Source organism: Pseudomonas weihenstephanensis (assembly GCF_016812185.1).
Classification (GTDB): Bacteria; Pseudomonadota; Gammaproteobacteria; order Pseudomonadales; family Pseudomonadaceae; genus Aquipseudomonas; species Aquipseudomonas weihenstephanensis.
Genome location: NZ_JAAEBV010000005.1, coordinates 258,752 through 284,421 on the forward strand (window position 1 = coordinate 258,752; position 25,670 = coordinate 284,421).

The following is a 25,670-nucleotide window of genomic DNA, read 5'->3' on the forward strand; positions in this document are numbered from 1 at the left end:
GCATAAGGCGTCTTAGCTGTTGACGCAACGTCGGATGGCGCAGATTTCGGGCAACGCCTCGCGACTCATGTAAACGCGCAAAGGCTCGGTGATGTTCAAACGCTCATCGATATTTTGATCCAGCAATAACTGAATCAACGCCCGTTTAAGGGTCATGGTGTCGCCATCGCTTGCCTGCCAGACAAACTCGCACGTGGGCGTGATGTTGTCGTCGGCGACGTCCATACCGAAAGAATCTTCACTGAAACGGACAATGTGCTGGCCTGTCTTACGATTGAAACCAACAAAGCCGTTAAGTAGATCAGCGGCCTGACAGATGAGTTCTGAAGTGATGCGCATGGTAAACCCCACTAACGAGCCGGCAAGGCTCAAAGGACGATGGTTTACACACAAGGTTGAAGGCTGTTCCCTCTGCCGGGGATGCTCTAGAGCGCAAGAATACTGCGCCCAGACCTAAAAAGCGCAGCAAATTAAACACAACGCACGTTTATGTCGGGTTCTCGATAGCCGAAATGGCTGACAGTTGTTAAAAAGACGTCCTTATTTTTCTGATCGAAAGGACTTCATCCCATGCCTGATATTTTTGGCAAAAGCGCCCTGCTCCTCAGCCTGCTACTGAGCACGAGTGGCGCACATGCCGCCAGCGCATCGGACTCCGCGCAAGCGGTTCTGGCCAAAGCTCATGGCATCCCGCACCCGGCGGTTATCGCCCACCGCGGTGCCTCTTTCGATGCCCCTGAATCAACAGCTGCCTCTTACACACTGGCCCGCGACCTGGGCGCTGATTATCTGGAAATGGACTTGCAGCGCAGCAAAGACGGCGTGTTGTTTGCTTTGCATGACAACAGCCTGCTGCGCACCACAGACGTGGCTAAAAAATTCCCGGCGCGCAAAGACAGCCCGGCCAACGCCTTCACTATGGCGGAATTGAAAACCCTGGATGCCGGCAGCTGGTTCAATGAAGCCTACCCACAGCGCGCACGTCCTTCCTACAAAGGTCTGCAAATCCTCACGCTGGACGAAATCATTGATATTGCCCAAGCCAGCCCGCAGCACAAACCGGGCCTGTACATCGAAACCAAAGAGCCCAAGCAATTCCCCGGGCTTGAGCACGACCTGAAAAACAACCTGAGCAAACGTGGCTGGCTGCAACCTGCCACCGTCACCACTGGCGAACCGCAAGTAGGCCAGGGCAAAGGCCGAGTCGTGCTGCAAACCTTTGAAAAAAGCAGCCTGGAACTGCTGCAAAAAGAAATGCCCGACACACCTAAAATCCTCCTGCTGTGGGTCGGCGAAGGCGGCATGACCCCCAACAGCCAAGTGAGCTTCGCCGATTCGGGCGAGAAGGACAAAGCCGCTTACTACGCCAAACAGCAACCCAAAGACCACGCCGAGTTCCTGCAATGGCTGGACTTTGCCAAAGCCCACGGCGCAATGGGTACAGGGCCGTCAGCCGCACTGACGCACGGCGGCGACCAAAGTTACTTCGACCTCGTGCAGCCCTGGATGAACAAGGCCACTCACGACAAAGGCATGCTGGTGCACGCATACACCATCGACGAGCCGGTGGACTTCACGAAAGTCATGGCGGCCGGGGTAGACGGCATCTTCACCAACCGCGCCTCTGAACTACTCAAGTACTACCAGCGTCCTGCGCCTTTGACCGTCAATCAGCTACTGGAAAAGAACGGCTTCTGAGCGATTACACGTCTGTTTAAGCGTGAGGCCGAAAATTAAGCGTGAATTAAGTTGTAATGGTTAATCTGGTCCCACTTAAACAGCTCACCCCAGAGGAATTAATCATGAAAGCACTTAACGTATTGTTCGCTGCCACTGCTTTGACACTGACTGCGGGTCTGGCTCAAGCCGATGTTCGCCCGGACCATATTCAAGGCTTGCTGAAATCGGGTGAAATCACCTCGTTTGAAAAGCTCAACCAAGCGGCCTTGGCCAAACATCCGGGCGCCACAATTCAAGACACAGAGCTGGATCACAAAATGGGCAAACTGGTTTATGAAGTTGAGCTGACCGATGCCAAAGGTGTTCAGTGGGATGTAGCGCTGGATGCTAAAACTGGCGAAGTATTGGAAGACAAACAAGACACCTGAGTTGTAACGCCCCTCTAAAAGCCGCGCCCTTTATCAGAAAGGGCGCGGCTTTTTTGTGCGTGCTACCGGCCTGGGGTATTCAACAATTTATATACAAATATGTACCACGCAGAGGGGTTCTCGCTAGAATTGCACCCATACCGACCACCCGAGACCCCGATCCATGACGCAAGGCGTAGAAACTGACATCGCGACGATCAATCGCATCAGTGCAGTTCCAGCTATTTTGCAAGTCATCAGCGAAATGACCGGGATGCGTTTTGCCGCAGTCGCGCGCGTCACGCCCACCAGTTGGACAGCGTGCGCAGTGCTGGACAATTTGGGGTTTGGACTCAAGCCAGGCGGCGAGCTGGATCTGGTCAGCACCTTGTGCTTTGAAACCTTGGGCTCGCATCAGCCGATCATCATCGACAACGTGAGTGAAGACCCGCTCTACCACGACCATCACACGCCTAAAATCTATCATTTCGAAAGCTACATCACGATCCCGGTGTTTCGCACCGACGGCAGTTTTTTCGGCACTATTTGTGCGCTCGACCCCGAGCCGGCCCAACTCAAAAGCAGCACCATCCAAACCACGATGGAGTCCTTTGCCCGCTTGCTGTCGCTGCAACTGGACGCCGAAGAAAACTTGCAACGCACTCAAACCGCCTTACTGCTGGAACGTGAAACCGCCGAGCTGCGCGAACAGTTCATTGCCGTATTGGGCCACGACCTGCGTAATCCGCTGTTCGCCATCACCACCGCCTCGCAGCGGTTATTGCGTAAACACCCCAACCCGGACACTGAAACGCTGGTACAGCACATACTCAGCTGTGGGCAGCGCGCTTCGCGACTGGTCGAAGACGTGCTGGATTTTGCTCGCGGGCGTTTGGGCGCCGGTATTCCGCTGACGCGGCATGCCGCCTGCGATCTGGACAAGGTGTTCACGCATGTGATCAGCGAAGTCCAACATGTACACCCCGAGCGCGTGATCAATGCGCAGATAGGGGTACTAAACGACGTCTATTGCGACAGCGGTCGGCTTGCGCAGTTGCTCTCCAACTTGCTCGCCAATGCCATTGCCCACGGTGCAAAAACCGGCGCGGTTGAGGTCCAGGTGCAAGTGATCGAACGGGTTTTCAGCCTCACCGTTACCAACCAGGGCCAACCTATCCCTCTTAACGTGCAGGCTCAACTGTTCCAGCCCTACTCACGGCCCGCTAATGACACGCCGCAAGCCGGACTGGGACTGGGCCTCTACATTGCCAACCAGATTGCCAAGTCCCACGGCGGCAACATTGAAGTGGCCTCGTGCGAACAGCACGGCACCGTGTTTACCTTTCGCATGCCCCTGCCCGAAGAGCATCAGATCTGACGCCAAACGTCGTCTCTGACCTCCTGATGTATGAAGCACGACATTTTTTCGAACTGACCCGCTGCTCTACAGATTCGTACGCCACCCCATGTACTTCGGGCTTCTACTCGCCTTCTGGGCAACCCCGAACATGACTGTCGGGCATTTGGTGTTCGCGCTGACGAGCACGCTGTACATCATCATCGGCACGCAGTTTGAAGAGAAGGATTTGGTCTCAGTGTTTGGTGACACCTACCGCCATTACCAAAAACGGGTCGGCATGCTGGTGCCTTTTATCGGGCGTAAAAAAGAACCGCACAAATGAGCACGCGAAAACGATGTATTTGACGCAAGGATGAGTAGAAACTGGCGCACTGCTTCAGGGTTGCAGGCACAGATTGCCTGCGAACCCTCCGATCGCGCCACGACAGACACTCCACATGCTCTACCGCCTTTGCACTTATCACGACCTGACGCCTGGCCAAAACCGGCAACTGCGTGACCTTCAGGTTCACCCTGAACAGATCGCCTTTTGTGGCGACATTGAGTCGGCCCTCTATTCCCTGCCCGCTCAACCAGTGGCCGGGATAAAAGGCTTCGTCATGCTCAGCGATGAAGTGCCCGTGGCATTTTTGCTGCTAAAGCGTGAGCCACTGTTGGCGCACTGGGCTGAACCTCAAAGCGCCACATTGCATGCCTTGCAGGTCGACAAGCGCGTTCAGGGCCAAGGCGTAGGCAAGCAATGCTTGCAGTTGCTCGCGCAACAACTCAACCAGCACTGGCCCGATATCCATCACATCATGCTCTCGGTCAGCCCCTTCAACACCTCTGCCCTGGCGTTTTACCTGAGCCAGGGCTGGGTTGAGAGTGGCGAAGCGTATCGAGGCGAACGCCGCTTGATACGGTCGTTGGCGTGCACACAGCCCGCGCGACACGCCTGCTGAATCACCCTACCCCAGCTCTTTAATCGGCAACCAAATCTCCAGCACGCCTGTGCCGGTGCCTGGATTAAAGTCGGCACTGTAGCGCTCAAACTCCGGAGCATCGGCCGCGCTATAGCCGGACGCTGGCAGCCACTGCTGCCAAATGGCTTGAAAGGTCTGCCCCAAACTGGCCAGCGCGCCACGATGTTCAAAAATCGCGTACTCCTGAGGTTGCAGCTCCACCCAGCGAAAACGCTCGGGCAAGTCGTCCAGCTTGCTGATGGCCACCCCGGCGATGTATTCGAAACCACCCTGACCATCCGGGTTGCAACACACACCGTAGGTTTCTTCACCCTCCTGGTTCGCGATACCGCCCATGTCGCGGATAAACCGTTCCCACAGTTCAGGGATGTTGCCTGAGGTGTCCTGGTTAAAGCGGCCGCCAAAACCTGCGATCAATTGAAATTGACCTTTGGCAAACCGGGGTGTTGTCAGGGTGAAAGTCTGTGCTTCGTTCATGGCGCGTGCTCGTCAAGTCAGTAGGCAACGTCGCGATGCAGTATAGGAACAAATACAAAACCAGCCTGTTTTGCCCAAAAATAGCGACTAACTGTAACTGGACACACCGCCCTCATCGCCCGTATTGTTTCGCCCAGACCACCGCAGTGGTCAACGTCGCTCGGACGGTTCCGGGCGCTTACGTTCCAGAGGCATTCATGGCAGACCAAGGTTCGCCGCGCCGCTTTGCGCGCATAGATCGACTTCCCCCGTATGTTTTCAACATCACCGCCGAGCTGAAAATGGCCGCGCGGCGTCGTGGCGAAGACATTATCGACTTCAGCATGGGCAACCCTGACGGCCCGACACCCCCGCATATTGTCGAAAAACTGTGCACCGTCGCACAGCGTGAAGACACGCACGGCTACTCCACTTCACGCGGCATCCCGCGCCTGCGGCGGGCAATTTCTCGTTGGTACGCTGATCGCTACAACGTCGAAATCGACCCCGAAGAAGAAGCCATCGTTACCATCGGCTCCAAAGAAGGCTTGGCGCACTTGATGCTCGCCACCCTGGATCAGGGCGACACGGTGCTGGTGCCTAACCCCAGCTACCCGATTCATATCTACGGTGCCGTGATTGCCGGTGCTCAAGTACGCTCAGTGCCGTTGATTCCCGGCGTGGACTTTTTTGCAGAACTGGAAAAAGCCATACGCGGGTCTATTCCGAAGCCAAAAATGATGATTTTGGGCTTCCCGTCCAATCCGACGGCGCAATGCGTTGAGCTCGATTTCTTCGAGCGCGTGGTGGCGCTGGCCAAACAGTACGACGTGCTGGTCGTACACGATTTGGCATACGCCGACATCGTCTACGACGGCTGGAAAGCCCCTTCGATCATGCAAGTGCCGGGGGCCAAAGACATCGCCGTGGAGTTTTTCACCCTGTCCAAAAGCTACAACATGGCTGGCTGGCGCATTGGCTTTATGGTGGGTAACCCCGAGTTGGTCAACGCGCTGGCACGGATCAAGAGCTACCACGACTACGGCACCTTTACGCCCCTGCAAGTGGCGGCCATTGCGGCCCTTGAAGGCGATCAACAGTGCGTAAAAGACATTGCAGAGCAGTACCGTCAACGCCGTAACGTCTTGGTCAAAGGCTTGCATGAACTGGGCTGGATGGTCGAGAACCCGAAGGCATCGATGTATGTGTGGGCGAAAATCCCTGAAGCGTACGCCCACTTGGGGTCGCTGGAATTTGCCAAAAAACTGCTGGCCGACGCCAAAGTCTGTGTGTCACCGGGCGTTGGCTTTGGTGAATACGGCGACGACCATGTGCGCTTTGCCCTGATCGAAAATCAGGACCGTATCCGACAGGCCCTGCGCGGCATCCGCGCCATGTTCCGCGCAGATGGCTTGAACGCCAGTTAAAACACCCAATCCATCGGTGGGGTGAGTAAGCTCACGCCCACCGATGGGTGTGGTTTAGACCACCAACGACAGCAGCAAGATAAAGATCAAACCGACGACCGACAGGATGGTTTCCATCGCGGTCCAGGTTTTGAACGTTTCGGCCACGGTCATGTTGAAGTACTGCTTGACCAGCCAGAAACCGGCGTCGTTGACGTGGGACAGGATCAACGAACCCGCACCGGTCGCCAGCACCAGCAACTCGCGATTCACGCCCGGAATCAAGTCCACCACCGGCAACACAATCCCCGCCCCGGTAATCGTTGCAACGGTCGCAGAACCGGTGGCGATACGAATCACTGCCGCCACCAACCACGCCAACAGAATCGGCGAAATCTGCGCGTTGACCGCCATATGCCCGATCACGTCACCCACACCACTGGCCACCAGCATTTGCTTGAAGCCACCACCGGCACCGATGATCAGAATGATCGCCGCCGTAGGCGCCAGGCTGGCGTCGAGCAGTTTAAGGATGCGTTTGGAGTCGATGCCCTGACGCGCACCAAAGGTGTACAGCGACAACAACAGCGCCAACAACAGGGCGGTGATCGGGTGACCGATCATGTCCATCCAGCCGCGGAAGAAGTTGCCATCCGGCAGCGCCACATCGGCAAAGGTCTTGAGCAGCATCAGGAACACCGGCAACAGCACAGTGGCCAAGGTGATGCCAAAACTCGGCAAACTGCTGGATTCCGGCTCACTGGCCAGTTGGTCTACCAGCTCCTGCGACGGGTTGCCGGGGATGTATTTGGAGATAAAGGTGCCGTAAATCGGCCCTGCAATAATCGCTGTCGGCAGCGCCACGATCAAACCATACAGAATGGTTTTGCCAATATCGGCACCAAACACGCCAATCGCCAGCAGCGGGCCAGGATGCGGCGGCACCAAACCGTGAACGGCGGACAAACCTGCCAGTAACGGGATGCCGATTTTAATCAGCGACACACCTGTGCGACGCGCCACGATGAACACCAGCGGGATCAGCAACACAAAACCGATCTCGAAAAACAGCGGGATGCCCACCAGGAACGCCGCGAACATCATCGCCCACTGCACGCGCTCTTTACCGAATGCCCGAATCAACGTGCGGGCAATTTGATCCGCACCGCCGGAGTCGGCCATCATTTTGCCAAGCATGGTGCCCAGCGCCAGGATGATGCCGACAAAGCCCAAGACCCCGCCAAAACCGTCCTGAAACGATTTGATGATCTTGTCAGTCGGCATGCCCGAGGTCAGCCCCAGGAAAGCCGAGGCAATGATCAGTGCGATAAACGGATGCAACTTGAAACGGGTGATCAGCACGATCAGCCCGATGATGGTCACCACTGCGTCAATCAGCAGAAAGGTATTTTGCGACATGCCTAGCATGGGGCGTCTCCTGGCTTGTTTTTGTTATGACATGCGAATGTGCAGCCGAGGCTGATGCGGATAGCGCTATCTGTTTCAAGAAAAATCATGAGGTTGCCAGCAAAGAATGAGCGTGCCACCAATCGCGGGCCTGGTTGGCCAACTGCTGGATGTCATGGGTTGCCGCATCGAGCGTCAGCACCAACGCTTCCGCTTCGGGTGATTCAAGGGCCGCGAACTGGCTGTCGATCAGCGTTTTAGGCATAAAGTGCCCAGGACGATGCGCCACACGGTCAGCGGCCACCTCAGGCGTTAACTCAAGAAACACGAAGCCTAGACCGTCGACCGCACTGCGCAAGCGCTCGCGATAACGCAATTTGAGGGCTGAGCAGGTCAATACCGGTCGTTGACCCCGCTCAACGGCAAGCCGCAATTCGTTAGCCAGGCTGTCTAACCAGCCAGCACGGTCGTCATCGGTCAGGGGAATACCGGCGCTCATCTTGGCGATGTTAGCCGCAGGGTGAAACGCGTCGCCCTCAATCGGGGTCGCGCCATTGAGCTGGCACAACGCCTGGCTCACGCTGGATTTGCCACAGCCGGCAACACCCATGATGACCAGGGCAGTGATAGGTTGACTCATGAAACACCTCAGTCCGTAGACAGCGCTGTCTTTGTCGATGCGTTCACTCGGTGAAAGCAAAGCACAAAGCCGGAGCTACCGACGTCTATTTCTCATTTTTGTGGGGAGACGCGGTGACGCTCTCGACATACAAAGCTGGGGTAATCGCAGTCCCGACAATCAGGCAATTGCGGGTCTCCGTGGACAGCGCTACCTTAGTGGCTTGTTTTTTGTTTGGCAAGCCGCGATGACCTCCTTCAAAAACGATAAAAATACCCGTACCACGGGGCGTCCAACCCTTAACGAAGTGGCCCGACTGGCGGGCGTCAGCCCTATTACGGCCTCTCGCGCCTTGCGCGGTATCAGTAGCGTGGCCACCGAACTGGCCGAAAAAGTGCGCCAGGCCGCTGCTGATTTGAACTACGTGGTCAACCCTGCTGCTCGTGCACTGGCGTCTGCGCAAAGCCATTCGGTGGTGGTGCTGGTGCCCTCACTGTCCAACTTGCTGTTTATTGACACCCTGGAAGCCATCCACGCCGTTTTGCGGCCCAAAGGTTTTGAAGTGTTGATCGGTAACTTTCACTACTCGCGCGACGAAGAAGAAGACCTGCTGCGCAACTACATGGCCTACCAGCCACGCGGCTTATTACTGACCGGGTTTGATCGCTCCGAAAGTTCGCGTCTCATGATCGAGTCCAGCAATGTGCCGTGCGTGTACATGATGGAGCTGGACGCCGGCGCCGGTTTGAACTGTGTGGGTTTCTCCCAGCTACAGGCGGGCGAAACCGCTGCCCATCATTTGATTGGCAGCGGGCGCAAGCACTTGGCCTATATAGGCGCACAACTCGACCAACGCACCTTGTTGCGCGGCGAAGGTTATCGCCGCGCACTGCAAGAAAAGGGCTTGTACAACCCCGACCTTGAAGTGCTGACGCCGCGTCCCTCGTCTGTGGGCCTGGGCGGTGAGTTGTTTTTGCAATTAATCGCCGCTCACCCGCAGGTGGATGCGATTTTCTTTGGCAACGACGACCTCGCTCACGGTGCCTTGCTGGAAGCGGCGCGCTTCGGCATCAAGATTCCCGAGCAAATTGCCATATTGGGGTTCAACGACCTGCCCTCCTCCGAGTTCATGGTGCCGCGCCTGAGCAGCATTCGTACGCCGCGAGAAGCAATTGGACGTCGCGCCGCTGAGCAAATGCTGACACTTATGGCTGGCAATCAAGTCGCCAACCCCGTGCAAGACATGGGGTTTGAACTGATGGTGCGCGAAAGCAGTTAAAGCTGCCTTTGGCCACAAAGCGGCAGGCGGGCGGCAAGGGTTGTCCGCCTGACGCGGCCTTCAAACCGGAAACCCAATAAAACGGGGCGCTGCACGCTGGGCACAGTATTTGCTCATGAGTTGCCTATCAATGATTTGAACAGGGCCAACTCATGCTGATTACTACGCAAAACACTTCATCTATCTTCAAAGCCCAGCGCCCGGATCTCGATCCGGTTACCGGCGCCGCCAGCGCGCTGTACAGCGGGCAATTGCAAAACGCTCAGCCCCTGACCAACCTTCAAGCCACGCCCGCCTCGGCCGCAGGCAACGCTCAAGCGGATAACGTGAATGCGGCGTTCGCTAAAACCCTCGTACTGCTGCAATCCAGCGTGCCTGAAGCCGCTGCCGTGCAAAGCACCGGCACCCAGAACACCCAGGCCACGGCCCAAGGTTCTGCAACTGAAGCGTTCAAGGACTACATGAGCAAGCCGGTTGCGCAGCGGATTCGTGAGCAATTGCTGAAAGAAATGGGCTTGACCGAAGACGACGTAAAAGCGATGCCGCCAGAGAAACAGCAGGCGATCAACGACAAAATCAGCGATTTGATGCGACAGAAAGAAGCGATCAAGCAGGCTGAAATTGCCCAGCAGAAACAGCAAAGCCAGGTGTAAATCCCACCGGTAGTCGCTGGCGCACGTTACAAACGGCTAATCCTGCAAGGCCATCGCAGCCTGCTGCCAGCGACTACAGGGCGAGACTCAGTGCAACTGTAGCGAGGAGTTGAACTGGCTGATGGCATCGACCACATGCCGGGAACCTTGCTGGATCTCCAAAATAGCCTCGCCCGCTTCATTCGCCAGTTCAACCCCAAGCCCGGTTCGACTCAAGCTCGACTGCATGCTGTTCACTGCACTGAGTGACAGGTCGTGGTTTTTGCGCACCACCTCGACGATTTCTATCGTGGCGGCACTGGTGCGGGCGGCCAGGCTTCTGACCTCATCGGCGACCACGGCAAAACCGCGCCCATGCTCCCCCGCCCTGGCAGCTTCAATGGCCGCATTCAAGGCCAGCAAGTTGGTCTGATCGGCAATGCCGCGAATGGTTTGCACGATTTTGCCGATGATGTCCGACTGCTTGCTCACCGCATCAATGCTCTGCGCTGCCTCGTTCAAGTCCCTGGAAATGGCCTCGATGATTTGCACGGTTTGTTGAACCACCTGCGAACCTTTCTGCGCACAGGCATCGTTTTGCACAGACGTGCTGTGGGCTGACTCCGCCGCTGTTTGCAGATGGGTCACTTGGGCGGTGATGTCACTGGCAAACTTCACCACTTTGTAGAGGCGGCCCTTGGCATCGAAGATCGGGTTGTAGGACGCCTCCAGAAAAACCGTATGCCCGTATTTGTCCACCCGCTCAAAACGCCGGGAGTGCACTTCGCCACGATTGAGTGACGCCCAGAACGCTTTATAGCCGGCTGACTCACGCTCGCTGGGTTTGCAAAACATACTGTGGTGCTGGCCAACAATCTCGCCCAACGAATAATGCATCGTGTTGAGGAAGTTCTGGTTAGCGTTAATCACGTGCCCGTCCGGCGAAAACTCGATCAAGGCCATTGAGCGGCTCAAGGCATTCACGATGCTTTCGTTTTCATGCTCTTTGTGGATGCGCTCAGTGATATCTGACGCCACTTTGATGACGCTGGTGACCTGCCGGTCCGCGCCAACGATTGGCATGTAACTGGCTTCAAGCCACACCTCACGACCCGATTTATCGAGACGCAGGTAAGTACCGCTCATGGGTTCCCCGCGCGCAAGGTCACGCCAGAACTGGGCGTATTCTGCGGTTCGGGTGTAAGGCTCTTCGCAAAACAGCCGGTGATGTTTGCCACGGATCTCTTCCGCGGGATACCCCATCACCCGGCAAAAGTTGTCGTTGGCTTCGAGGATGGTGCCATCGGGGGCAAATTCAATAATGGCCATCGATCGACTGATGGCCAATACCTTGGCCTTCATATCGCTCAGAGAACAACTCAGGCGTTGATTTTCAAGCAGGTCGGCTTTGCGATGTAAATCAAACATGGCTCAATCCCTGGAGATGCTGTCTATTGATAATTCATACGCTTCAAGACACAACAAACCGCCTGCGCTTTTAGCTCGTAACGCGAGAGCCGTACGCAACCCCGGGATTGAAGCAATGAAAGTTCAAGCCCCGTAAATACCGAGCATAGCCAGTCAACATTAGGCTGCAAGCCAATTGCCATCAGAATGCGACGGAACGCCCACTCTGAAGAAAGTTCGCACGTGGACGATGCGTCACGTGCGTGGGTGCTTTGGTTATACTGCGCCGCCTTCAACCCATGACGCTTGACCATGACCGCAATTACTTATGCCTTGCTTGAAGCCCCTCAGTGGCCCTTGCTGAACAAGTTTTACCGCAGCCACCAATCGTCGATGAAAGCCGTCAAAGACGCTCAATTATGGGTCGCCCGTGGAGATGAGATCATTGCCGGCTTGTGCCTGCGCACCCAGGCGCATGGCTTTTGGTTGACGGGTTTATTCGTCGCACCGCTGTCGCGTAAACAAGGGGTGGCAGCTGCGCTGGTGAACCGGGCGGTCACAGCCTGCGACGGGCCTGTGTGGTTATTCTGCGACCCTGAGCTGCAAGGTTTTTATGAAGGGCTGGGATTTACGCTGGAGGCCGAGTTGCCGCAGGCATTGCACGAGCGGTTAGTTCGCTACCAGCGCAACAAGGCAATGATCGCGCTGGGGATTGGCCTGTAGCCGCTGTTGAGTCGCGCGAGGCTGCGAGGGCTGAAAGGCTCGCAGCCTGCGCCAGCGACTACCGATTACGAGGTTTACGCCTGAGTGCCGGCTTCCAGTTCCGGGAACAGCACGTCGATGAAGCCAAACTTATTGAAGTCCTTGATGCGTGACGGGTACAGACGGCCAATCAGGTGATCGCACTCATGCTGCACCACTCGCGCATGAAAACCCTCGGCTTCACGCACAATCGGCTCGCCTTTAGGGCTGAACCCCTCGTAGCGAATGCGCTGATAACGCTGCACTGCGCCACGCAAACCCGGTACGGACAAGCAGCCTTCCCAGTCCTCTTCAAGAACTGGGCTCAACGGCGTGATCAATGGATTGATCAAGATGGTTTGCGGTACCGCTTCTGCATCGGGGTAGCGTTCGCTGTGCTCAAAGCCAAAAATCACCAATTGCAGATCAACCCCGATCTGCGGCGCCGCCAAACCCACGCCGCCCGCATGCTCCATGGTCTGCAACATGTCATCGATCAGCTGCCAGAGTTGCGGGCTGTCGAACATGTCATCCGGCACCGGCTTGGCAACGTGCAGCAGGCGCTCATCGCCCATTTTCAGAATTTCACGAATCATAGTCAGGCTTCATCAGAAGTGGGTTTGAGAGAGTGGTCGCGGCCAAGGCCGCTGACATGCTGCTTGGGATCAGGGTCGTCTGCTTCATCGAAGGTCTTTTCCCCGGGGTCCTTGCCTTCCGCCGACATGTGTTCAATCACTGCATTCATTTCAGCGCCTAACAACAACACGGCCGCCGAGATGTAGAAGTACAGCAACAGCACGATGATGGCCCCGATGCTGCCATACATGGCGTTGTAGTCGGCAAAGGTTTTGACGTAAAAGGCAAAGCCCAATGACGCCACAATCCATACCACCACCGCCAGTACCGAACCCGGCGTAATGAAACGAAACTTCTGCTCGACGTCGGGCATCACGTAATACATCACGGCCACGGCCACCATCAACAGCAGCACAATCACCGGCCAACGCAAAATCGTCCACAACGTCACCACAAAGTCTTCCAGCCCCACCTGCCCGGCCAGCCAGCTCATGACTTGCGGGCCAAGCACCATCAACGCCGCTGCCGCCAGCAACATGCCGGCAATGCCGATGGTGTAGAAAATCGACAGCGGAAAACGCTTCCAGATTGGCCGCCCCTCGACCACGTCGTAGGCCGCATTCATGGCGCTCATCATCAGGCGCACGCCAGCGGAGGCCGTCCACAAGGCAATCACGATACCCACCGAAAGCAACCCGCCCTTGGACTGCTGCAACTGGTCGATGACAGGGTTGACCTGTTCCAGCGCCTGAGGCGGCAGCACCAGCTCAGATTGCAAGCGCAGCCAGGTGAAGAAGTCCGGCAGATGCAAAAAGCCGATCAGTGCAATCAAGAACAAAATGAACGGAAACAACGAAAACAACATTTGATACGCCAACGCAGACGCGTAGGTCGACATTTCGTCGTCAATGAATTCCTTGACCGTGCGGATCAGTACTTTGCCCAACGGCAGGCCATTCAAGACCGGAAATAACATAGCGTCTCCTTTCGCCGCTCTAATGAGGGTATTTAACAAGCCATTCAACGACTTCAACTCAGGGGTTTTACCTCAAAGTAGTCGAGTTGGCGACTTTGGAAACATGTGCAATTCAAACATATCAAAACTCAAACATATGAAAACGGCCATCCCAGGATGGCCGTCTATCACTTCCTCAGGCCCGCTTGGCGCCTTATGGACAGGTGCACTCTCAGGCTTTGTCGACGGTATTTTTTACCGCCTCTTTGACTTTGCCGACCGCCTGCTGGCCTTCGCCTTTGAGCTCCTGAGCCTTGCCTTCTGTACGCAGCTTGTCGTTGTCAGTGGCTTTGCCTACCGTTTGCTTGACATTGCCTACTGCTTCGTTCGCCATGCCTTTGATCTTATCGCCAGTGCTGCTCATGGGATTTCTCCTAGTGAAATTTCGGATGTCATAACCTCGACACAGAGATTGACCTGAGCTGCTTGAACAGAGTTTCATTTATTTTCTGTCACTCATTTCATCGCTCAGCGCAGGTTGAGCTTTATGTTTGCCCGCTAACCCCCGAGAATGCGCGACGTATTCAGGCTATGGCGCTGAAGATCCAGAATTGTAGGAAGGTTATGAAACTCGATAAAAAGCAGGCCATTGCCCGCAGAAACCAGGAACTGGGCGGTGCCGTGATCGGCGTCAACAACGGTCACTTCGCAGCGCTGAATACCAACAAAAATATTTGGTGGTTCGACATTCCGCTGGCCCGCCTGGCTGTTGGTCAATATGAATGGGTGCATTTGCTGCTGCACACGCCGAGCACAGATGAACTGCTGCACTTGAAAGTGACCACCGCGTTCTTGCGTGAAAAGCGCGAAGGCATGGTGGTACGCGCGACCCACAAGCGCACGCCGACCATGAGCCTGGAGCTCAGTGCTGACAAGGACTCGTACCTGCAAGACGTACGTCCCGCGGGTACAGGCGTAAACTTCGCGCAGTTTTTGCAGAAGTAAGTACAGCCTCAAAAGGCTGTCGTACCATCAGGAGTCGCCACGGCCCTGATTAAACGCGGATCCGCGTTTACGATCACCGCTGCAAAAACAACAAAGCCCCGCACTGCGGGGCTTTGTTGTAGACGGGCCGTTACTTTTTCAGGCCGAGCTTTTTCAGCTCTTCATCACGTAACTCGCGGCGCAAGATCTTGCCCACGTTGGTGGTCGGCAAGGCATCACGGAACTCGACGATTTTTGGCGCTTTGTACGCCGTCAGGTTGGCGCGCATGTGGGCCATGACCTGATCCTTGGTCAACGTCATACCCGGCTTGACCACAATGAACACCTTGATCAGTTCACCGGTTTTCTCATCCGGAATGCCGATCGCCGCCGATTGCAATACGCCCGGCAACGAGGCCATCACGTCTTCCAGCTCGTTGGGGTACACATTGAAGCCCGAGACCAGAATCATGTCTTTTTTGCGGTCAACGATGCGCATGTAGCCATCGGGCTGAATGACGGCGATATCGCCTGACTTCAACCAGCCATCGCTGTCCATGATTTCGTCGGTGGCGTCAGGACGCTCCCAATAACCCTTCATCACTTGCGGGCCTTTAATGCACAGCTCGCCAATTTCGCCCAATGGTAACTCTTCACCGGCGTCGTTGATGACTTTGCACAAAGTCGACGGCACCGGAATCCCGATAGTGCCCGCCTGGATGTTCTGGATCGGATTCACCGACGCCACCGGGCTGGTTTCGGTCATGCCATAGCCTTCACAAATCGGGCAACCGGTCACCGCTTTCCAGCGCTCAGCCACCGACAGTTGCAAAGCCATACCGCCTGACAACGTCACCTTGAGTGCCGAGAAATCGAGCTTGCGAAACGCCTCGTTATTGCACAACGCCACAAACAACGTGTTAAGGCCGACAAAGCCGCTGAATTTCCATTTCGACAGTTCTTTGACCATCGCAGACAGGTCACGCGGGTTGCTGATCAACACGTTATGGTTACCGATCAGCATCATGGCCATGCAGTGAAAGGTAAACGCGTAGATGTGGTACAGCGGCAATGGCGTGATCAGGATTTCACAGCCTTCATTGAGGTTGGAACCCATCAACGCTTTGCATTGCAGCATGTTGGCGATCAGGTTGCGGTGGGTCAGCATCGCTCCCTTGGCCACGCCTGTGGTGCCGCCGGTGTACTGCAACACGGCCACATCACTGCTCAGCGGATTGGCTTCCTTGACCGGCTGACCATGGCCTTTGCTCAGTACATCATTGAACTTGATGGCATTAGGCATGTGGTAGGCCGGCACCATCTTTTTCACGTACTTGATGACGCTATTGATCAGCACACGCTTGAACGGCGAGAGCATGTCAGCCACTTCGGTGACGAATACATGTTTGACCGACGTTTTCGGCACGACTTTTTCAGCCAGGTGCGCCATGTTCGCCAGACACACCAGCGCCTTGGCGCCAGAGTCTTTGAATTGGTGTTCCATTTCCCGCGCGGTGTACAGCGGGTTGGTGTTGACCACGATCAAACCGGCGCGGATGGCTCCGAACACAGCGACGGGGTATTGCAGCAAATTGGGCAACATGACAGCGATGCGATCGCCGGGTTGCAGGTCGGTGTGCTGTTGCAGGTAGGCCGCAAAGTCACCCGAGAGTGCGTAAAGCTCACCGTAGGTGAGGGTTTTGCCCAGGTTGCTGAACGCCGGTTTGTCGGCGAAGCGCTGGCAAGATTGTTGCAATACCGTCTGGATATTTGGGTATTCGTCTGGATTGATTTCAGCAGCAATCCCAGCTGGGTACTTATCCTTCCAAAAGCCTTGAAACATGGAAGCCCACTCCTCAGCGACGCGAATTCTTCACCGCATTTGATGCGGTTATTATTTGTTTGATTTTTATAATTGATAACTCTGGCTTTTTACTTACCGAGAAGTCACAAAGCGCGCCGAGAGTAGCAGCTTTGCCAAAGGTCGCCTAGAGCCAAAGATGGCCTGCAAAGTAACCAACCTGACTGTAGGACAATCCTAAGTCATCATTAGAATAAAAACTCAACATCGTATCGAAGCCTTCTATTACGGGCTTTGCAGGGCGATTCGTGCGGATATTCCAGTTTTATAAACACCCATAAAAACGCCCGCTGGCACAAGGCAAGCGGGCGCTTGTCGCCTGGTTGAACGAATCAGGCGTTATCACGCAACTCGCGGCGCAGGATCTTGCCCACAGGGGTCATGGGCAGTGAATCGCGCAGCACAATTTGCTTGGGTACTTTGTAGCCGGTGAAGTTGTCTTTGCAGTAGGCCTTGAGTTCTTCGACCGTTACGCCACCGGCGCGCGCCACCACGAAAAGTTTGACCGCCTCACCGGTGCGGTCATCCGGCACGCCAATCACCGCGCAGTTCGCCACCTTGGGGTGGGCCATGACGATGTCTTCGATCTCATTGGGGTACACGTTGAAGCCCGACACGATGATCAGGTCTTTTTTACGGTCGACAATGCGCACAAAGCCATCAGGATCAATCACCGCCACGTCACCGGTCTTGAACCAGCCTTCGGCATCCAGCACTTCAGTCGTGGCCTGCGGGTTTTGCCAGTAACCTTTCATCACCTGGGGGCCTTTAACGCACAACTCGCCCCGTTCACCCAGGCCCAAATCGACACCCTCATCGCTGATGACCTTCATCGCCGTGCCCGGTACAGGCATGCCGACCGTGCCCAGGCGCGCCAAAGAGCCACACGGGTTGGCACTGGCCACCGGCGAAGTTTCGGTCAGGCCGTAACCCTCGACGATGCGACAAGCGGTGAGTTTTTCCCAACGTTCGGCCGTGGCTTTGACCAATGCCGTGCCGCCCGAGTTGGTGACTTTAAGCCCGGAGAAATCCAGCGTCTTGAAGTCCGGGTGATCCATCAGTGCTACGAACAGCGTGTTAAGCCCAAGAAACGCGGTAAAGCGCCAGTTCTTCAGCTCTTTGATAAAACCCTTGATGTCACGCGGGTTGGTGATCAGTACGTTGTGGTTACCCGTCACCATCATGCACATGCAATTGGCTGTGAATGCATAGATATGGTAGAGCGGCAACGGCGCAATCATGATCTCGCGACCGTCGCGCAGGATCGGCTGCCCCTGCGCGTCATGCTGCGACAGGCAGGCGCGCACTTGCTGCATGTTGGCGACCAGGTTGGCGTGGGTCAGCATCGCGCCTTTGGGCAGCCCTGTGGTGCCCCCGGTGTATTGCAGCACGGCAATATCATCGAGTGTCGATGTCACCGGCTGGATGGATTGCCCCGCCCCCAGATGCAGGACGCTCTTGAATGAAATGGCCCGGGGGACACTGTAAGGCGGCACCAGTTTTTTGACCTTATCGACCACCAGGTTGGTCACCCACCCTTTGACGGCCGGCATCATGTCGCCCATTTTGGCTTCAATCAGAAAGTCGATGTCGGTGTCTTCCAGCACTTCCTGCACGCGCTTGCCAAACATATTCAGATACACCAGCGCACGAATGCCCGCGCTTTTGAACTGATGGCGCATTTCGCGCGAGGTGTACAACGGGTTGGTGTTGACCACCACCAGCCCCGCGCGCAGCGCACCAAACACCGCAATCGGGTACTGCAACACATTGGGCATTTGCACCGCAATGCGATCGCCTGGTTTAAGGTCGGTGTGCTGTTGCAAGTAGCCGGCAAAAGCCGCGCTGTGACGCTCAAGTTCAGCGTACGTCAGGGTCACGCCAAGATTGCTGAAGGCCGGCCGGTCTGCAAATTTCTTGCAGGAGCGTTCAAACACATCGACGACCGACTTGAAGGCCGTCATATCAATGTCCAGCGGTACACCGGCCGGACGTTTGTCATTCCAGAAATCAGGTTGCATTATTTTTATCCTCTTACCTGAGCATGCCTGGCCGCCTCTTTCATGCAATCAAAAGCGGAACCTGCGGACGTTAACAGTTCTCAAGTTGTAGGCAAACACAGCGATCTTCGCCATTTACATCTTGAATCGTTTTGTTGCGAGCGGGTGTGTTCGCTGGTGAGACTGCGAATGCGCTATACACTGCAAGGATTCAGGACGAAGGAATCATCATGGCTTCTGACAGTTTTTGGCTGGATGCAAATGATCGCAGCAGTCTGTATGTCAGACGGTGGCTGCCTGCTGGCACGCCCAAAGCCATCGTGTTAATGGCACATGGCATGGCTGAGCACAGCGCCCGCTATGAACGACTCGGTAACGCCCTGTGCGCGGCCGGCTTTGCGCTGTATGCCCACGATCAGCGCGGGCATGGCAAAACGGCGGAACGCGGCACCTTGGGCTACTTTGCCGATGAGGAGGGCTGGTGCGCCGTGGTCAGTGATGTCGCCAACCTGCAACAGCACATCAATCAGACGCACCCTGACATTGCAGTTTTTTTGCTGGGGCACAGCATGGGCAGTTACATCGCCCAATCGTATTTACTGCACCACAGCGCCAGCGTGCACGGCGCGATACTCAGCGCTTCAAACTATCAACCTGTCCTGTTGTATCGGGCCGCGCGCCTGATTGCCCGTGTTGAACGTTGGCGCCAAGGCCCCAAAGGCCGCAGCGCCCTGATCGAGTGGCTGTCGTTCGGCTCTTTTAACAAAGCGTTCAAACCCAACCGCACGCCCTATGACTGGCTGAGCCGCGATCCGGGCGAAGTGGATGCCTATACGGCTGACCCACTTTGCGGGTTTCGCTGCACCAATCAGTTCTGGATTGATCTGCTGGGCGGCTTGCAGCAAATCAGCAAGGCCTCCAACCTGTCACAGATCGATCCGAGCCTGCCAATACTGGTCATGGGCGGCGAATGTGATCCGGTCAGTGAGGGCAAGCGTCTCACTGATCTGACCAATGCGCTGCGCAAGGCGGGCAACCGCCATGTGCAATTGAAGGTTTACCCGCAGGCACGGCACGAACTCTTTAATGAGACCAATCGCGATGCTGTCACGAGCGATGTGATCGCCTGGCTGAACCAGGCCCTGATGCACCCGCGGCCCGCACGCAGCGAATGAGTCGTCACAAAAACTATTAAAGCCTTTAAAATCAAACATTTGAAATTAAACACTCGTCACAGGACATGCGCTACATGACCCAGGTTACCAACACCCCGTACGAAGCCCTCGAAGTCGGCCAGACGGCCAGCTACAGCAAAACCGTCGAAGAGCGCGACATTCAGTTGTTTGCGGCCATGTCCGGCGACCACAACCCGGTACACTTGGACCCTGAATTTGCCGCCGCCACCATGTTCAAAGAGCGTATTGCGCACGGCATGTTCAGTGGTGCGTTGATCAGTGCCGCGGTGGCCTGTGAATTACCGGGGCCGGGCACCATCTATATCGGCCAGCAAATGAGCTTTCAAAAACCGGTAAAAATTGGCGATACCTTGACCGTGCGTTTGGAAATTCTCGAAAAGCTGCCCAAGTTTCGCGTACGCATTGCGACCCGCGTGTTTAACCAGCGCGATGAGTTGGTGGTGGATGGCGAAGCCGAGATCCTGGCACCGCGCAAACAGCAAACGGTCACGTTGCCAACACTGCCAGCCATCAGCATTGGCTGATTCGGGGCATAAAAAAACGCCGGCTAGCCGGCGTTTTTCATGCATTCAGATAGCACTCAAGAACGAGCACGGGCCTGATCGCGCAGCACTTTAACCTGATCGTGATTGCGTTGTACGCCGTGGTATTGGCGCTCTATCAGGTCACGGATCCCCACCAGGTTGTGTTTTGCAATTTTTTCCAGCGCCTCTCTGTAAGCTTTCAGCGCATGGTCTTCACCGCGCTCAGCTTCATTGAGCACCGCCTCTTCGTCTTTGCCCGTGAAGATAGATTTCACATCCACCCAACGACGGTGCAAGTCACCGGCCACGCTGGTGCTGGTTTCAGGATCCCCACCCAACGCGCGCACCTGGGCTTGCAGTTCAGCGGCAGCAGTGGCGCAATCAACCGAACGTTTTACAAACAGTGCTTTGAGTTCCGGGTGCTTGATGTCTTCAGCGCACGATTTGAAACCTTCCTGGCCATCCTTGCTGGTTTCGATCAGATCGTTCAGGACGCTAATGGCTTCTTTATTGAGGTCAGTCATTGTTCAATTCCTTACAAGGTTGAGGATCGTGCAATAGAGAGTGCATGGCCCGTGCCAGCTTAGAATTTAAAAAAATACCTTATAGAACAATAACTTAAAAATAACATACAAAACTGTATCCGGTTTTTTTGCATGAACTGTCAATTGGCCTGCATGCAGAATGCCTGTATTTTCCATTTACACGTTTCACGTACTCGAAGGCTCGCGCATGAACCCCGAAAAACTCGAACTGCTGGTGACCCGCGAAATGCCATTTGGCAAATACAAAGGCCGGATCATTGCTGACCTCCCCGGCCAGTACCTGAACTGGTTTGCGCGTGAAGGCTTTCCACACGGCGAGTTGGGCGGCCTGCTGGCCTTGATGCAAGAAATTGATCACAACGGTCTGTCAGACCTGCTGGACCCGTTGCGCGCTAAACACGGAAAACCCAAACCTCGCCATTGATAGAGCACCTCCCATGCCAAGGATTGAAGACAACGCCCGCGACGAACACTTCTGGCACGCCATTGCACAGCGCTACGACCTGGCACCCGGCCCCATCAACCTGGAAAACGGCTATTTCGGGCGCATGACCCGTGGGGTCGCACAGGATTACCAGCGCAATATCGAGTTTATTAACCGCAGCAACTCGGTGCATGTGCGCCAGTGCTTCGATCACACGCAAAACCTGGACATTCGTAATCAACTTGCGGACATGCTCAAGGTCAATCACGCCAGCATTGCACTGACCAACTGCGCGTCAGATGCCCTGCAATCGCTTATCCGCAACTACCAAGGCTTGCAGCCCGGCGATCAGTTGTTGATCTGTGATCTGGAGTACCACAGCGTTGAGTACGCCATGCGCTGGGTGGCACAACAGCGCGGGCTTGAAGTGATCGAAATCACCCACCGTCATCCCGCCACCTATGAAAGCCTGCTGGAGAGCTATCGCCAGGCGTTCGCCCAGCACCCGCGTATCAAACTGATGGCATTGACCCATGTCACCCATCGCACCGGGCTGGTGTTGCCGGTCCAGGCCATTGTCGAACTGGCCAGTGCGCACGGGGTTGACGTGATACTCGATGGCGCCCATGCACTGGGACAAATCGACTTTGACCTGCCTGCGATGGGTGTGGCGTTTGCAGGTTACAACCTGCACAAATGGATCGGCGCCCCGTTGACGCTGGGTTTTATGTACATCGACCCGCAGCGCTTGGCCGACATTGCGCCGGACATGGGCAACCAGCGTTATCCCGAACCCGACATCCGTAACCGCTCGCCTTACGGCACCGCCAACATTGCAGCCTGGCTGACCTTGCCCAAAGTGTTGCAAGAGCACATTGATCTGGGCGGGGCGAAAGCCAAGGGGGCACGGCTCACGTATTTGCGCAACCTGTGGGTGGGTGAAGCGCGCAAACTGCCTGGCATTGAAGTGCTGACGCCAGACGACCCGCGACTGAACGGCGCCATCACTTCGCTGCGCTTTACCCATGTGGACGACCAACAGCCGATGGTCGAGCGCCTGCTCAAGGACTACAACCTGTTCACGGTGGCGCGTGAGGGGTCTGCCTGTGGCAGTTGCATCCGTATTACCGTGGGTTTTGCCACCACGCTGGATGACATCAACCAGTTGATCCGGGCGTTGCGCGAGCTGGCGCAAGGCTAGAATCCCCTCACCCACCGCGCTAGGGTTAGGTGAGGGCTTTGGTACCGCACGTAAAAAGCAGGCAAAAAAAAGGTGCGCCGACCAAGCGCACCAAAAACCGTAGATCACACAACAAACCTGTTACAAAACACTCAATCCAGCAGCGCCAATGCCTCGGCCGTGCATTCCTGAATACGCGCCCAGTCACCGTTTTTGATCCATTCGCTGTCTAGCATCCAGCTACCGCCCACACACATTACGTTTTTCAACGCCATGTAACTGCGGATGTTGGCCGGACTGACGCCGCCTGTCGGGCAGAATTTCACCTCGCCAAACGGACCGCCCAGCGCCTTGATGGCCGCCACTCCGCCGCTGACTTCAGCCGGAAACAATTTAAAACGGCGATAGCCCAAGCCATAACCTTCCATGATCCCCGACGCGTTGCTGATGCCCGGCAACAGCGGAATGTCGCTGGCAACGCTGGCCTCTAGCAAGTCGCGGGTAATACCCGGCGTGACGATAAACTGCGAGCCGGCTTCTTCTGCCGCCGCCAGCATGTGGCGATCCAGAATAGTGCCTGCACCGGTCATCAGCTCCGGTCGCTGATCACGCAGCACGCGAATCGCTTCCAGACCAAACTCCGAGCGCAAAGTGACCTCAAGGGCATTGAGGCCACCGGCAGCCAACGCATCCGCCAGCGGCAGGATGTCCTGCTTACGGGCGATGGTGATCACCGGCAAAATACGAGCCTTGGCACACAGCGCGTCGATCAGGGCGACTTTCTCGGCCATCGATACGTTCGGGGTGGTTATTTTCATGGCAGCTGATCCTTGGCTCATGGGCACCAGTAAATCTCTAACGTAGGTTGCAAAAAGGCACGAATCGGCAAAGCAGCAACATCATCGCCCGCCAACGCATCGGTAAGAGTGTTCAATTTGGCCTGCCCCTGTACCGACAGCACCGTGTGCTTTGCAGTGCTCAACAGGTGGCGGCTCATGCTCAGACGCTGATGCGGTACCGTCGGCGCCCTCATCGGCCAGCAACGACGCGGGTTATCAAGGTCCAGGGCTTGCTTGAGGTTCGGGCTGGCAGGGAACAGCGAGGCGGTATGCCCGTCATCGCCCATGCCCAGAATCAGCACGTCGATTGGCGGTAATTCGGCCAACTGGCGGTCAGCCTGTTCGGCTGCCGCGTCCAGTGTGGGGGCAACGTTGTACAACCCCAAAAAACGCGCTTTGGCTGCCGGGCCTTTAAGCAAATGCTGCTTGAGCAGTCCGGCATTGCTGTCGGCATGCTCCACTGGCACCCAACGCTCATCTGCCAGGCTGACCACCACCTTGGACCAATCGACAGGCTGCTCGATCAGGCGCTGAAAAAACGCCACCGGACTGCGACCGCCCGACACCACCAAGGTGGCAACACCCTGTGCAGTGATCGCGTCATTCAGTTGCCCGGCGACCGTTTTAGCCAACGCCTCAGCCAGCACCGCTGGTGCGTTGAACGTGTGCGCCGTTACACCCGCAGGCAGTTTCAAATCAGATATCGCCATACCAGGACCTCCCGTCTCGCGTAATCAATGCAATGGAACTCATCGGCCCCCAGGACCCCGCCGCGTAAGGCTTCGGCGCATCGCCCGACTTCTTCCAGCCCGCGATCAACTGGTCGCACCAGGTCCATGCCGCTTCAATTTCATCTTTGCGTACAAACAGGTTCTGATTACCGCGCATCACTTCGAGCAACAGACGCTCGTAGGCATCCGGCACCCGCGAGCTGCGATAAGTGTCAGAAAAATTCAACTGCAACGGGCCGCTGCGTAGCTGCATGCCCTTGTCCAAACCTTGGTCTTTGGTCATCACCCGCAAGGAAATGCCTTCGTCCGGTTGCAGACGAATGATCAGCTTGTTGCCGATTTGCAGACGCTGCTCGGGGGCAAAGATGTAGTGCGAAGGCTCTTTGAAGTGAATGACGATCTGCGACAGCTTCTGCGGCATGCGTTTGCCGGTGCGCAGGTAAAACGGCACGCCCGCCCAACGCCAGTTGCGAATGTCAGCACGCAGGGCGACGAAGGTTTCGGTGTCGCTCTGGGTGTTGGAGTTTTCTTCCTCCAGATAACCCGGCACCGACTGCCCTTCGCTGTAGCCCGCAATGTACTGGCCGCGCACCACTTGCGTGGTCAAGCCTTCGGCCGTAATGGGCGCCAGCGCCTTGAGCACCTTGACCTTCTCGTCGCGGATGCTGTCGGCCGAGAGGTCCGCAGGCGGGTCCATCGCAATCAGGCACAAGAGCTGCAACAGGTGGTTTTGAATCATGTCGCGCAGTTGGCCAGCCTTGTCGAAATAACCCCAGCGCCCTTCAATGCCGACTTTCTCGGCCACGGTGATTTCTACGTGGGAGATGTAGCGCTGGTTCCACTGGGTTTCAAACAGGCTGTTGGCAAAACGCAGCGCAATCAGGTTTTGTACGGTGTCTTTGCCCAGGTAGTGGTCGATGCGGTAAATGCGCGTCTCAGGGAAGAACTGCGCCACGGCGTCGTTCACCTTGCGCGAGGACTCGAGGTCCGAACCGATGGGCTTTTCGAGCACCACACGGGCGTTGTCCGTCAGGCCGACCTTTGACAGGTTTTCGCAAATGGCCCCGTACACCGCCGCAGGCGTGGCGAAATAGGCGATCAGGCGTTGTGCCGTCCCGGCCTGTTCTGCCAACGCGAGGTAGTCTTCAGCCTTGAGAAAGTCCACATGCAGGTAGCTCAGGCGGGCCACAAAGCGGTTGAGTGCTGCGTCTTCGATTTCCTTGTCGCCGACGTACTGACGCAGTTGGCTGTCGATATGGGCCAGGTGCGTGAGCGCATCGCCCGGCTCGCGAGCCAGTGCCAGAATGCGCGTGTCGTCATGCAGCAGACCGGCGCGATCCAGTTGATATAAAGCAGGGAACAATTTGCGCAGTGCCAGATCGCCCAAGGCGCCAAACAAGGCAAAGGTGCACGGTTCAACCGTAATCGAAGACATGATGTTGGTTCTTTTATCAAGTTAAGCTACAAATACCTTTTTTCAAGGCATCACTCAAGGAGAA

The 25,670-nt window shown here is 56.1% G+C and carries 28 protein-coding genes and 1 pseudogene; 14 read left to right on the plus strand and 15 right to left on the minus strand.

Going from position 1 to position 25,670, the window contains the following annotated elements:
- Positions 1-12 precede the first annotated feature (12 nt).
- Positions 13-339 carry a DUF2025 family protein gene (locus GYN01_RS17290; RefSeq protein ID WP_048363465.1) on the minus strand — a complete coding sequence of 109 codons (327 nt, stop codon included), beginning with the start codon at positions 337-339 and terminating at the stop codon, positions 13-15.
- A 231-nt stretch (positions 340-570) separates the two neighbouring features.
- Between GYN01_RS17290 and GYN01_RS17295 the strand changes: the two genes are divergently transcribed.
- The 5 genes from GYN01_RS17295 to GYN01_RS17315 all read left to right on the plus strand — a co-directional run bounded on the left by GYN01_RS17295 (position 571) and on the right by GYN01_RS17315 (position 4,388).
- Positions 571-1,698, plus strand: coding sequence for a glycerophosphodiester phosphodiesterase (locus tag GYN01_RS17295; protein ID WP_203307520.1), 1,128 nt, complete (start codon positions 571-573; stop codon positions 1,696-1,698).
- 104 nt (positions 1,699-1,802) lie between these two features.
- Positions 1,803-2,108, plus strand: a complete 306-nt coding sequence (locus GYN01_RS17300) for a PepSY domain-containing protein (RefSeq protein WP_203307521.1) — start codon at positions 1,803-1,805, stop codon at positions 2,106-2,108.
- A 163-nt stretch (positions 2,109-2,271) separates the two neighbouring features.
- Entirely contained in the window at positions 2,272-3,465 is a 1,194-nt protein-coding gene (locus GYN01_RS17305; protein ID WP_203307522.1) for a GAF domain-containing sensor histidine kinase, read from the plus strand.
- A gap of 61 nt (positions 3,466-3,526) precedes the next feature.
- Positions 3,527-3,769, plus strand: a complete 243-nt coding sequence (locus GYN01_RS17310; RefSeq protein WP_338053184.1) for a methyltransferase family protein — start codon at positions 3,527-3,529, stop codon at positions 3,767-3,769.
- Positions 3,770-3,884: 115 nt separating this feature from the next.
- Positions 3,885-4,388 (plus strand): GNAT family N-acetyltransferase, encoded by a 504-nt coding sequence (locus GYN01_RS17315; protein WP_048399884.1) that lies wholly within the window; start codon positions 3,885-3,887, stop codon positions 4,386-4,388.
- 6 nt (positions 4,389-4,394) lie between these two features.
- On the opposite strand, the gene GYN01_RS17320 is transcribed toward GYN01_RS17315, so the two are convergent.
- Positions 4,395-4,886: a GyrI-like domain-containing protein gene (locus GYN01_RS17320; RefSeq protein ID WP_048399886.1), complete on the minus strand. Its 492-nt coding sequence runs from the start codon at positions 4,884-4,886 to the stop codon at positions 4,395-4,397.
- Between the two features lie 197 nt (positions 4,887-5,083).
- On the opposite strand from GYN01_RS17320, the gene alaC reads away from it, so the two are divergent.
- Positions 5,084-6,292 (plus strand): alanine transaminase, encoded by a 1,209-nt coding sequence (gene alaC, locus GYN01_RS17325; RefSeq protein WP_048363459.1) that lies wholly within the window; start codon positions 5,084-5,086, stop codon positions 6,290-6,292.
- 54 nt (positions 6,293-6,346) lie between these two features.
- Here alaC and GYN01_RS17330 read toward each other — a convergent pair whose 3' ends face one another.
- Together GYN01_RS17330 and GYN01_RS17335 are read right to left on the minus strand one after the other, a co-directional pair.
- On the minus strand, positions 6,347-7,699 hold the full coding sequence (locus GYN01_RS17330) for a GntP family permease (protein ID WP_048363458.1): 1,353 nt from the start codon (positions 7,697-7,699) through the stop codon (positions 6,347-6,349).
- An 85-nt stretch (positions 7,700-7,784) separates the two neighbouring features.
- Positions 7,785-8,318 carry a gluconokinase gene (locus GYN01_RS17335; protein ID WP_048363457.1) on the minus strand — a complete coding sequence of 178 codons (534 nt, stop codon included), beginning with the start codon at positions 8,316-8,318 and terminating at the stop codon, positions 7,785-7,787.
- A 226-nt stretch (positions 8,319-8,544) separates the two neighbouring features.
- Here GYN01_RS17335 and gntR point away from each other — a divergent pair, with 226 nt between their 5' ends.
- Together gntR and GYN01_RS17345 are read left to right on the plus strand one after the other, a co-directional pair.
- The gene (gene gntR / locus GYN01_RS17340) at positions 8,545-9,576 is read left to right on the plus strand and encodes an HTH-type transcriptional regulator GntR (protein ID WP_048363456.1); all 1,032 of its coding nucleotides are present in this window, start codon (positions 8,545-8,547) and stop codon (positions 9,574-9,576) included.
- Positions 9,577-9,728: 152 nt separating this feature from the next.
- Positions 9,729-10,229, plus strand: coding sequence for a hypothetical protein (locus GYN01_RS17345; RefSeq protein ID WP_048399891.1), 501 nt, complete (start codon positions 9,729-9,731; stop codon positions 10,227-10,229).
- Between the two features lie 87 nt (positions 10,230-10,316).
- Here GYN01_RS17345 and GYN01_RS22735 read toward each other — a convergent pair whose 3' ends face one another.
- Both GYN01_RS22735 and GYN01_RS22740 read right to left on the minus strand, forming a co-directional pair.
- Entirely contained in the window at positions 10,317-10,889 is a 573-nt protein-coding gene (locus tag GYN01_RS22735) for a methyl-accepting chemotaxis protein (protein WP_420850452.1), read from the minus strand.
- Positions 10,866-11,636: pseudogene (locus tag GYN01_RS22740) on the minus strand (PAS domain-containing protein); the annotation flags it as partial. The pseudogene GYN01_RS22740 and the gene GYN01_RS22735, both read right to left, overlap by 24 nt.
- Positions 11,637-11,927: 291 nt before the next feature.
- Between GYN01_RS22740 and GYN01_RS17355 the strand changes: the two are divergent.
- Complete coding sequence (locus GYN01_RS17355; protein WP_048399894.1) at positions 11,928-12,338, plus strand: GNAT family N-acetyltransferase; 411 nt, start codon at positions 11,928-11,930, stop codon at positions 12,336-12,338.
- Positions 12,339-12,412: 74 nt separating this feature from the next.
- Here the strand turns inward: GYN01_RS17355 and def are convergent, their stop codons facing one another.
- The 3 genes from def to GYN01_RS17370 all read right to left on the minus strand — a co-directional run bounded on the left by def (position 12,413) and on the right by GYN01_RS17370 (position 14,311).
- On the minus strand, positions 12,413-12,952 hold the full coding sequence (gene def, locus GYN01_RS17360) for a peptide deformylase (RefSeq protein ID WP_048399896.1): 540 nt from the start codon (positions 12,950-12,952) through the stop codon (positions 12,413-12,415).
- Between the two features lie 2 nt (positions 12,953-12,954).
- Entirely contained in the window at positions 12,955-13,908 is a 954-nt protein-coding gene (locus tag GYN01_RS17365; RefSeq protein ID WP_048363451.1) for a YihY/virulence factor BrkB family protein, read from the minus strand.
- Positions 13,909-14,119: 211 nt separating this feature from the next.
- Positions 14,120-14,311, minus strand: coding sequence for a CsbD family protein (locus tag GYN01_RS17370; RefSeq protein WP_048363450.1), 192 nt, complete (start codon positions 14,309-14,311; stop codon positions 14,120-14,122).
- 200 nt (positions 14,312-14,511) lie between these two features.
- On the opposite strand from GYN01_RS17370, the gene GYN01_RS17375 reads away from it, so the two are divergent.
- Positions 14,512-14,892 carry a hypothetical protein gene (locus GYN01_RS17375; RefSeq protein WP_048363449.1) on the plus strand — a complete coding sequence of 127 codons (381 nt, stop codon included), beginning with the start codon at positions 14,512-14,514 and terminating at the stop codon, positions 14,890-14,892.
- Positions 14,893-15,022: 130 nt separating this feature from the next.
- On the opposite strand, the gene fadD1 is transcribed toward GYN01_RS17375, so the two are convergent.
- Together fadD1 and fadD2 are read right to left on the minus strand one after the other, a co-directional pair.
- Positions 15,023-16,714, minus strand: coding sequence for a long-chain-fatty-acid--CoA ligase FadD1 (gene fadD1, locus GYN01_RS17380; RefSeq protein WP_048399898.1), 1,692 nt, complete (start codon positions 16,712-16,714; stop codon positions 15,023-15,025).
- Between the two features lie 350 nt (positions 16,715-17,064).
- A complete protein-coding gene (gene fadD2, locus GYN01_RS17385) occupies positions 17,065-18,753 on the minus strand; it encodes a long-chain-fatty-acid--CoA ligase FadD2 (RefSeq protein WP_048363447.1) in 1,689 nt (562 codons plus the stop codon).
- A gap of 209 nt (positions 18,754-18,962) precedes the next feature.
- On the opposite strand from fadD2, the gene GYN01_RS17390 reads away from it, so the two are divergent.
- Positions 18,963-19,907, plus strand: coding sequence for an alpha/beta hydrolase (locus tag GYN01_RS17390; RefSeq protein WP_048399900.1), 945 nt, complete (start codon positions 18,963-18,965; stop codon positions 19,905-19,907).
- 74 nt (positions 19,908-19,981) lie between these two features.
- Positions 19,982-20,452 carry a MaoC family dehydratase gene (locus GYN01_RS17395; RefSeq protein ID WP_047277033.1) on the plus strand — a complete coding sequence of 157 codons (471 nt, stop codon included), beginning with the start codon at positions 19,982-19,984 and terminating at the stop codon, positions 20,450-20,452.
- 56 nt (positions 20,453-20,508) lie between these two features.
- On the opposite strand, the gene GYN01_RS17400 is transcribed toward GYN01_RS17395, so the two are convergent.
- Positions 20,509-20,976, minus strand: coding sequence for a ferritin-like domain-containing protein (locus tag GYN01_RS17400; RefSeq protein ID WP_048399902.1), 468 nt, complete (start codon positions 20,974-20,976; stop codon positions 20,509-20,511).
- Between the two features lie 208 nt (positions 20,977-21,184).
- On the opposite strand from GYN01_RS17400, the gene GYN01_RS17405 reads away from it, so the two are divergent.
- Positions 21,185-21,421, plus strand: a complete 237-nt coding sequence (locus GYN01_RS17405; protein WP_019693207.1) for a DUF3820 family protein — start codon at positions 21,185-21,187, stop codon at positions 21,419-21,421.
- Positions 21,422-21,434: 13 nt separating this feature from the next.
- Complete coding sequence (locus GYN01_RS17410; protein WP_048399903.1) at positions 21,435-22,622, plus strand: aminotransferase class V-fold PLP-dependent enzyme; 1,188 nt, start codon at positions 21,435-21,437, stop codon at positions 22,620-22,622.
- 131 nt (positions 22,623-22,753) lie between these two features.
- Here the strand turns inward: GYN01_RS17410 and GYN01_RS17415 are convergent, their stop codons facing one another.
- The 3 genes from GYN01_RS17415 to zwf are packed head-to-tail and all read right to left on the minus strand — an operon-like array spanning position 22,754 to position 25,606.
- Complete coding sequence (locus tag GYN01_RS17415; protein ID WP_048363443.1) at positions 22,754-23,419, minus strand: bifunctional 4-hydroxy-2-oxoglutarate aldolase/2-dehydro-3-deoxy-phosphogluconate aldolase; 666 nt, start codon at positions 23,417-23,419, stop codon at positions 22,754-22,756.
- Between the two features lie 17 nt (positions 23,420-23,436).
- A complete protein-coding gene (gene pgl, locus GYN01_RS17420; protein WP_048399905.1) occupies positions 23,437-24,150 on the minus strand; it encodes a 6-phosphogluconolactonase in 714 nt (237 codons plus the stop codon).
- The gene (zwf, locus tag GYN01_RS17425; protein WP_048399907.1) at positions 24,137-25,606 is read right to left on the minus strand and encodes a glucose-6-phosphate dehydrogenase; all 1,470 of its coding nucleotides are present in this window, start codon (positions 25,604-25,606) and stop codon (positions 24,137-24,139) included. The genes pgl and zwf overlap by 14 nt, the downstream gene beginning before the upstream one ends.
- Positions 25,607-25,670: the final 64 nt, after the last annotated feature.

What these genes read in the sequence shown, in the direction of transcription:
- GYN01_RS17355 (WP_048399894.1), top strand. Translation starts at nt 11,928, where the DNA reads ATGACCGCAATTACTTATGCCTTGCTTGAAGCCCCTCAGTGGCCCTTG.
- gntR (WP_048363456.1), top strand. Translation starts at nt 8,545, where the DNA reads ATGACCTCCTTCAAAAACGATAAAAATACCCGTACCACGGGGCGTCCA.
- GYN01_RS17375 (WP_048363449.1), top strand. Translation starts at nt 14,512, where the DNA reads ATGAAACTCGATAAAAAGCAGGCCATTGCCCGCAGAAACCAGGAACTG.
- GYN01_RS17290 (WP_048363465.1), bottom strand. Translation starts at nt 339, where the DNA reads ATGCGCATCACTTCAGAACTCATCTGTCAGGCCGCTGATCTACTTAAC.
- GYN01_RS17295 (WP_203307520.1), top strand. Translation starts at nt 571, where the DNA reads ATGCCTGATATTTTTGGCAAAAGCGCCCTGCTCCTCAGCCTGCTACTG.
- GYN01_RS17305 (WP_203307522.1), top strand. Translation starts at nt 2,272, where the DNA reads ATGACGCAAGGCGTAGAAACTGACATCGCGACGATCAATCGCATCAGT.
- GYN01_RS17345 (WP_048399891.1), top strand. Translation starts at nt 9,729, where the DNA reads ATGCTGATTACTACGCAAAACACTTCATCTATCTTCAAAGCCCAGCGC.
- GYN01_RS17315 (WP_048399884.1), top strand. Translation starts at nt 3,885, where the DNA reads ATGCTCTACCGCCTTTGCACTTATCACGACCTGACGCCTGGCCAAAAC.
- GYN01_RS17320 (WP_048399886.1), bottom strand. Translation starts at nt 4,886, where the DNA reads ATGAACGAAGCACAGACTTTCACCCTGACAACACCCCGGTTTGCCAAA.
- def (WP_048399896.1), bottom strand. Translation starts at nt 12,952, where the DNA reads ATGATTCGTGAAATTCTGAAAATGGGCGATGAGCGCCTGCTGCACGTT.
- fadD2 (WP_048363447.1), bottom strand. Translation starts at nt 18,753, where the DNA reads ATGCAACCTGATTTCTGGAATGACAAACGTCCGGCCGGTGTACCGCTG.
- GYN01_RS17400 (WP_048399902.1), bottom strand. Translation starts at nt 20,976, where the DNA reads ATGACTGACCTCAATAAAGAAGCCATTAGCGTCCTGAACGATCTGATC.
- GYN01_RS17365 (WP_048363451.1), bottom strand. Translation starts at nt 13,908, where the DNA reads ATGTTATTTCCGGTCTTGAATGGCCTGCCGTTGGGCAAAGTACTGATC.
- pgl (WP_048399905.1), bottom strand. Translation starts at nt 24,150, where the DNA reads ATGGCGATATCTGATTTGAAACTGCCTGCGGGTGTAACGGCGCACACG.
- GYN01_RS17300 (WP_203307521.1), top strand. Translation starts at nt 1,803, where the DNA reads ATGAAAGCACTTAACGTATTGTTCGCTGCCACTGCTTTGACACTGACT.
- GYN01_RS17395 (WP_047277033.1), top strand. Translation starts at nt 19,982, where the DNA reads ATGACCCAGGTTACCAACACCCCGTACGAAGCCCTCGAAGTCGGCCAG.
- fadD1 (WP_048399898.1), bottom strand. Translation starts at nt 16,714, where the DNA reads ATGTTTCAAGGCTTTTGGAAGGATAAGTACCCAGCTGGGATTGCTGCT.
- zwf (WP_048399907.1), bottom strand. Translation starts at nt 25,606, where the DNA reads ATGTCTTCGATTACGGTTGAACCGTGCACCTTTGCCTTGTTTGGCGCC.
- GYN01_RS17330 (WP_048363458.1), bottom strand. Translation starts at nt 7,699, where the DNA reads ATGCTAGGCATGTCGCAAAATACCTTTCTGCTGATTGACGCAGTGGTG.
- GYN01_RS17410 (WP_048399903.1), top strand. Translation starts at nt 21,435, where the DNA reads ATGCCAAGGATTGAAGACAACGCCCGCGACGAACACTTCTGGCACGCC.
- GYN01_RS17335 (WP_048363457.1), bottom strand. Translation starts at nt 8,318, where the DNA reads ATGAGTCAACCTATCACTGCCCTGGTCATCATGGGTGTTGCCGGCTGT.
- GYN01_RS17390 (WP_048399900.1), top strand. Translation starts at nt 18,963, where the DNA reads ATGGCTTCTGACAGTTTTTGGCTGGATGCAAATGATCGCAGCAGTCTG.
- GYN01_RS17370 (WP_048363450.1), bottom strand. Translation starts at nt 14,311, where the DNA reads ATGAGCAGCACTGGCGATAAGATCAAAGGCATGGCGAACGAAGCAGTA.
- GYN01_RS17415 (WP_048363443.1), bottom strand. Translation starts at nt 23,419, where the DNA reads ATGAAAATAACCACCCCGAACGTATCGATGGCCGAGAAAGTCGCCCTG.
- alaC (WP_048363459.1), top strand. Translation starts at nt 5,084, where the DNA reads ATGGCAGACCAAGGTTCGCCGCGCCGCTTTGCGCGCATAGATCGACTT.
- GYN01_RS17405 (WP_019693207.1), top strand. Translation starts at nt 21,185, where the DNA reads ATGAACCCCGAAAAACTCGAACTGCTGGTGACCCGCGAAATGCCATTT.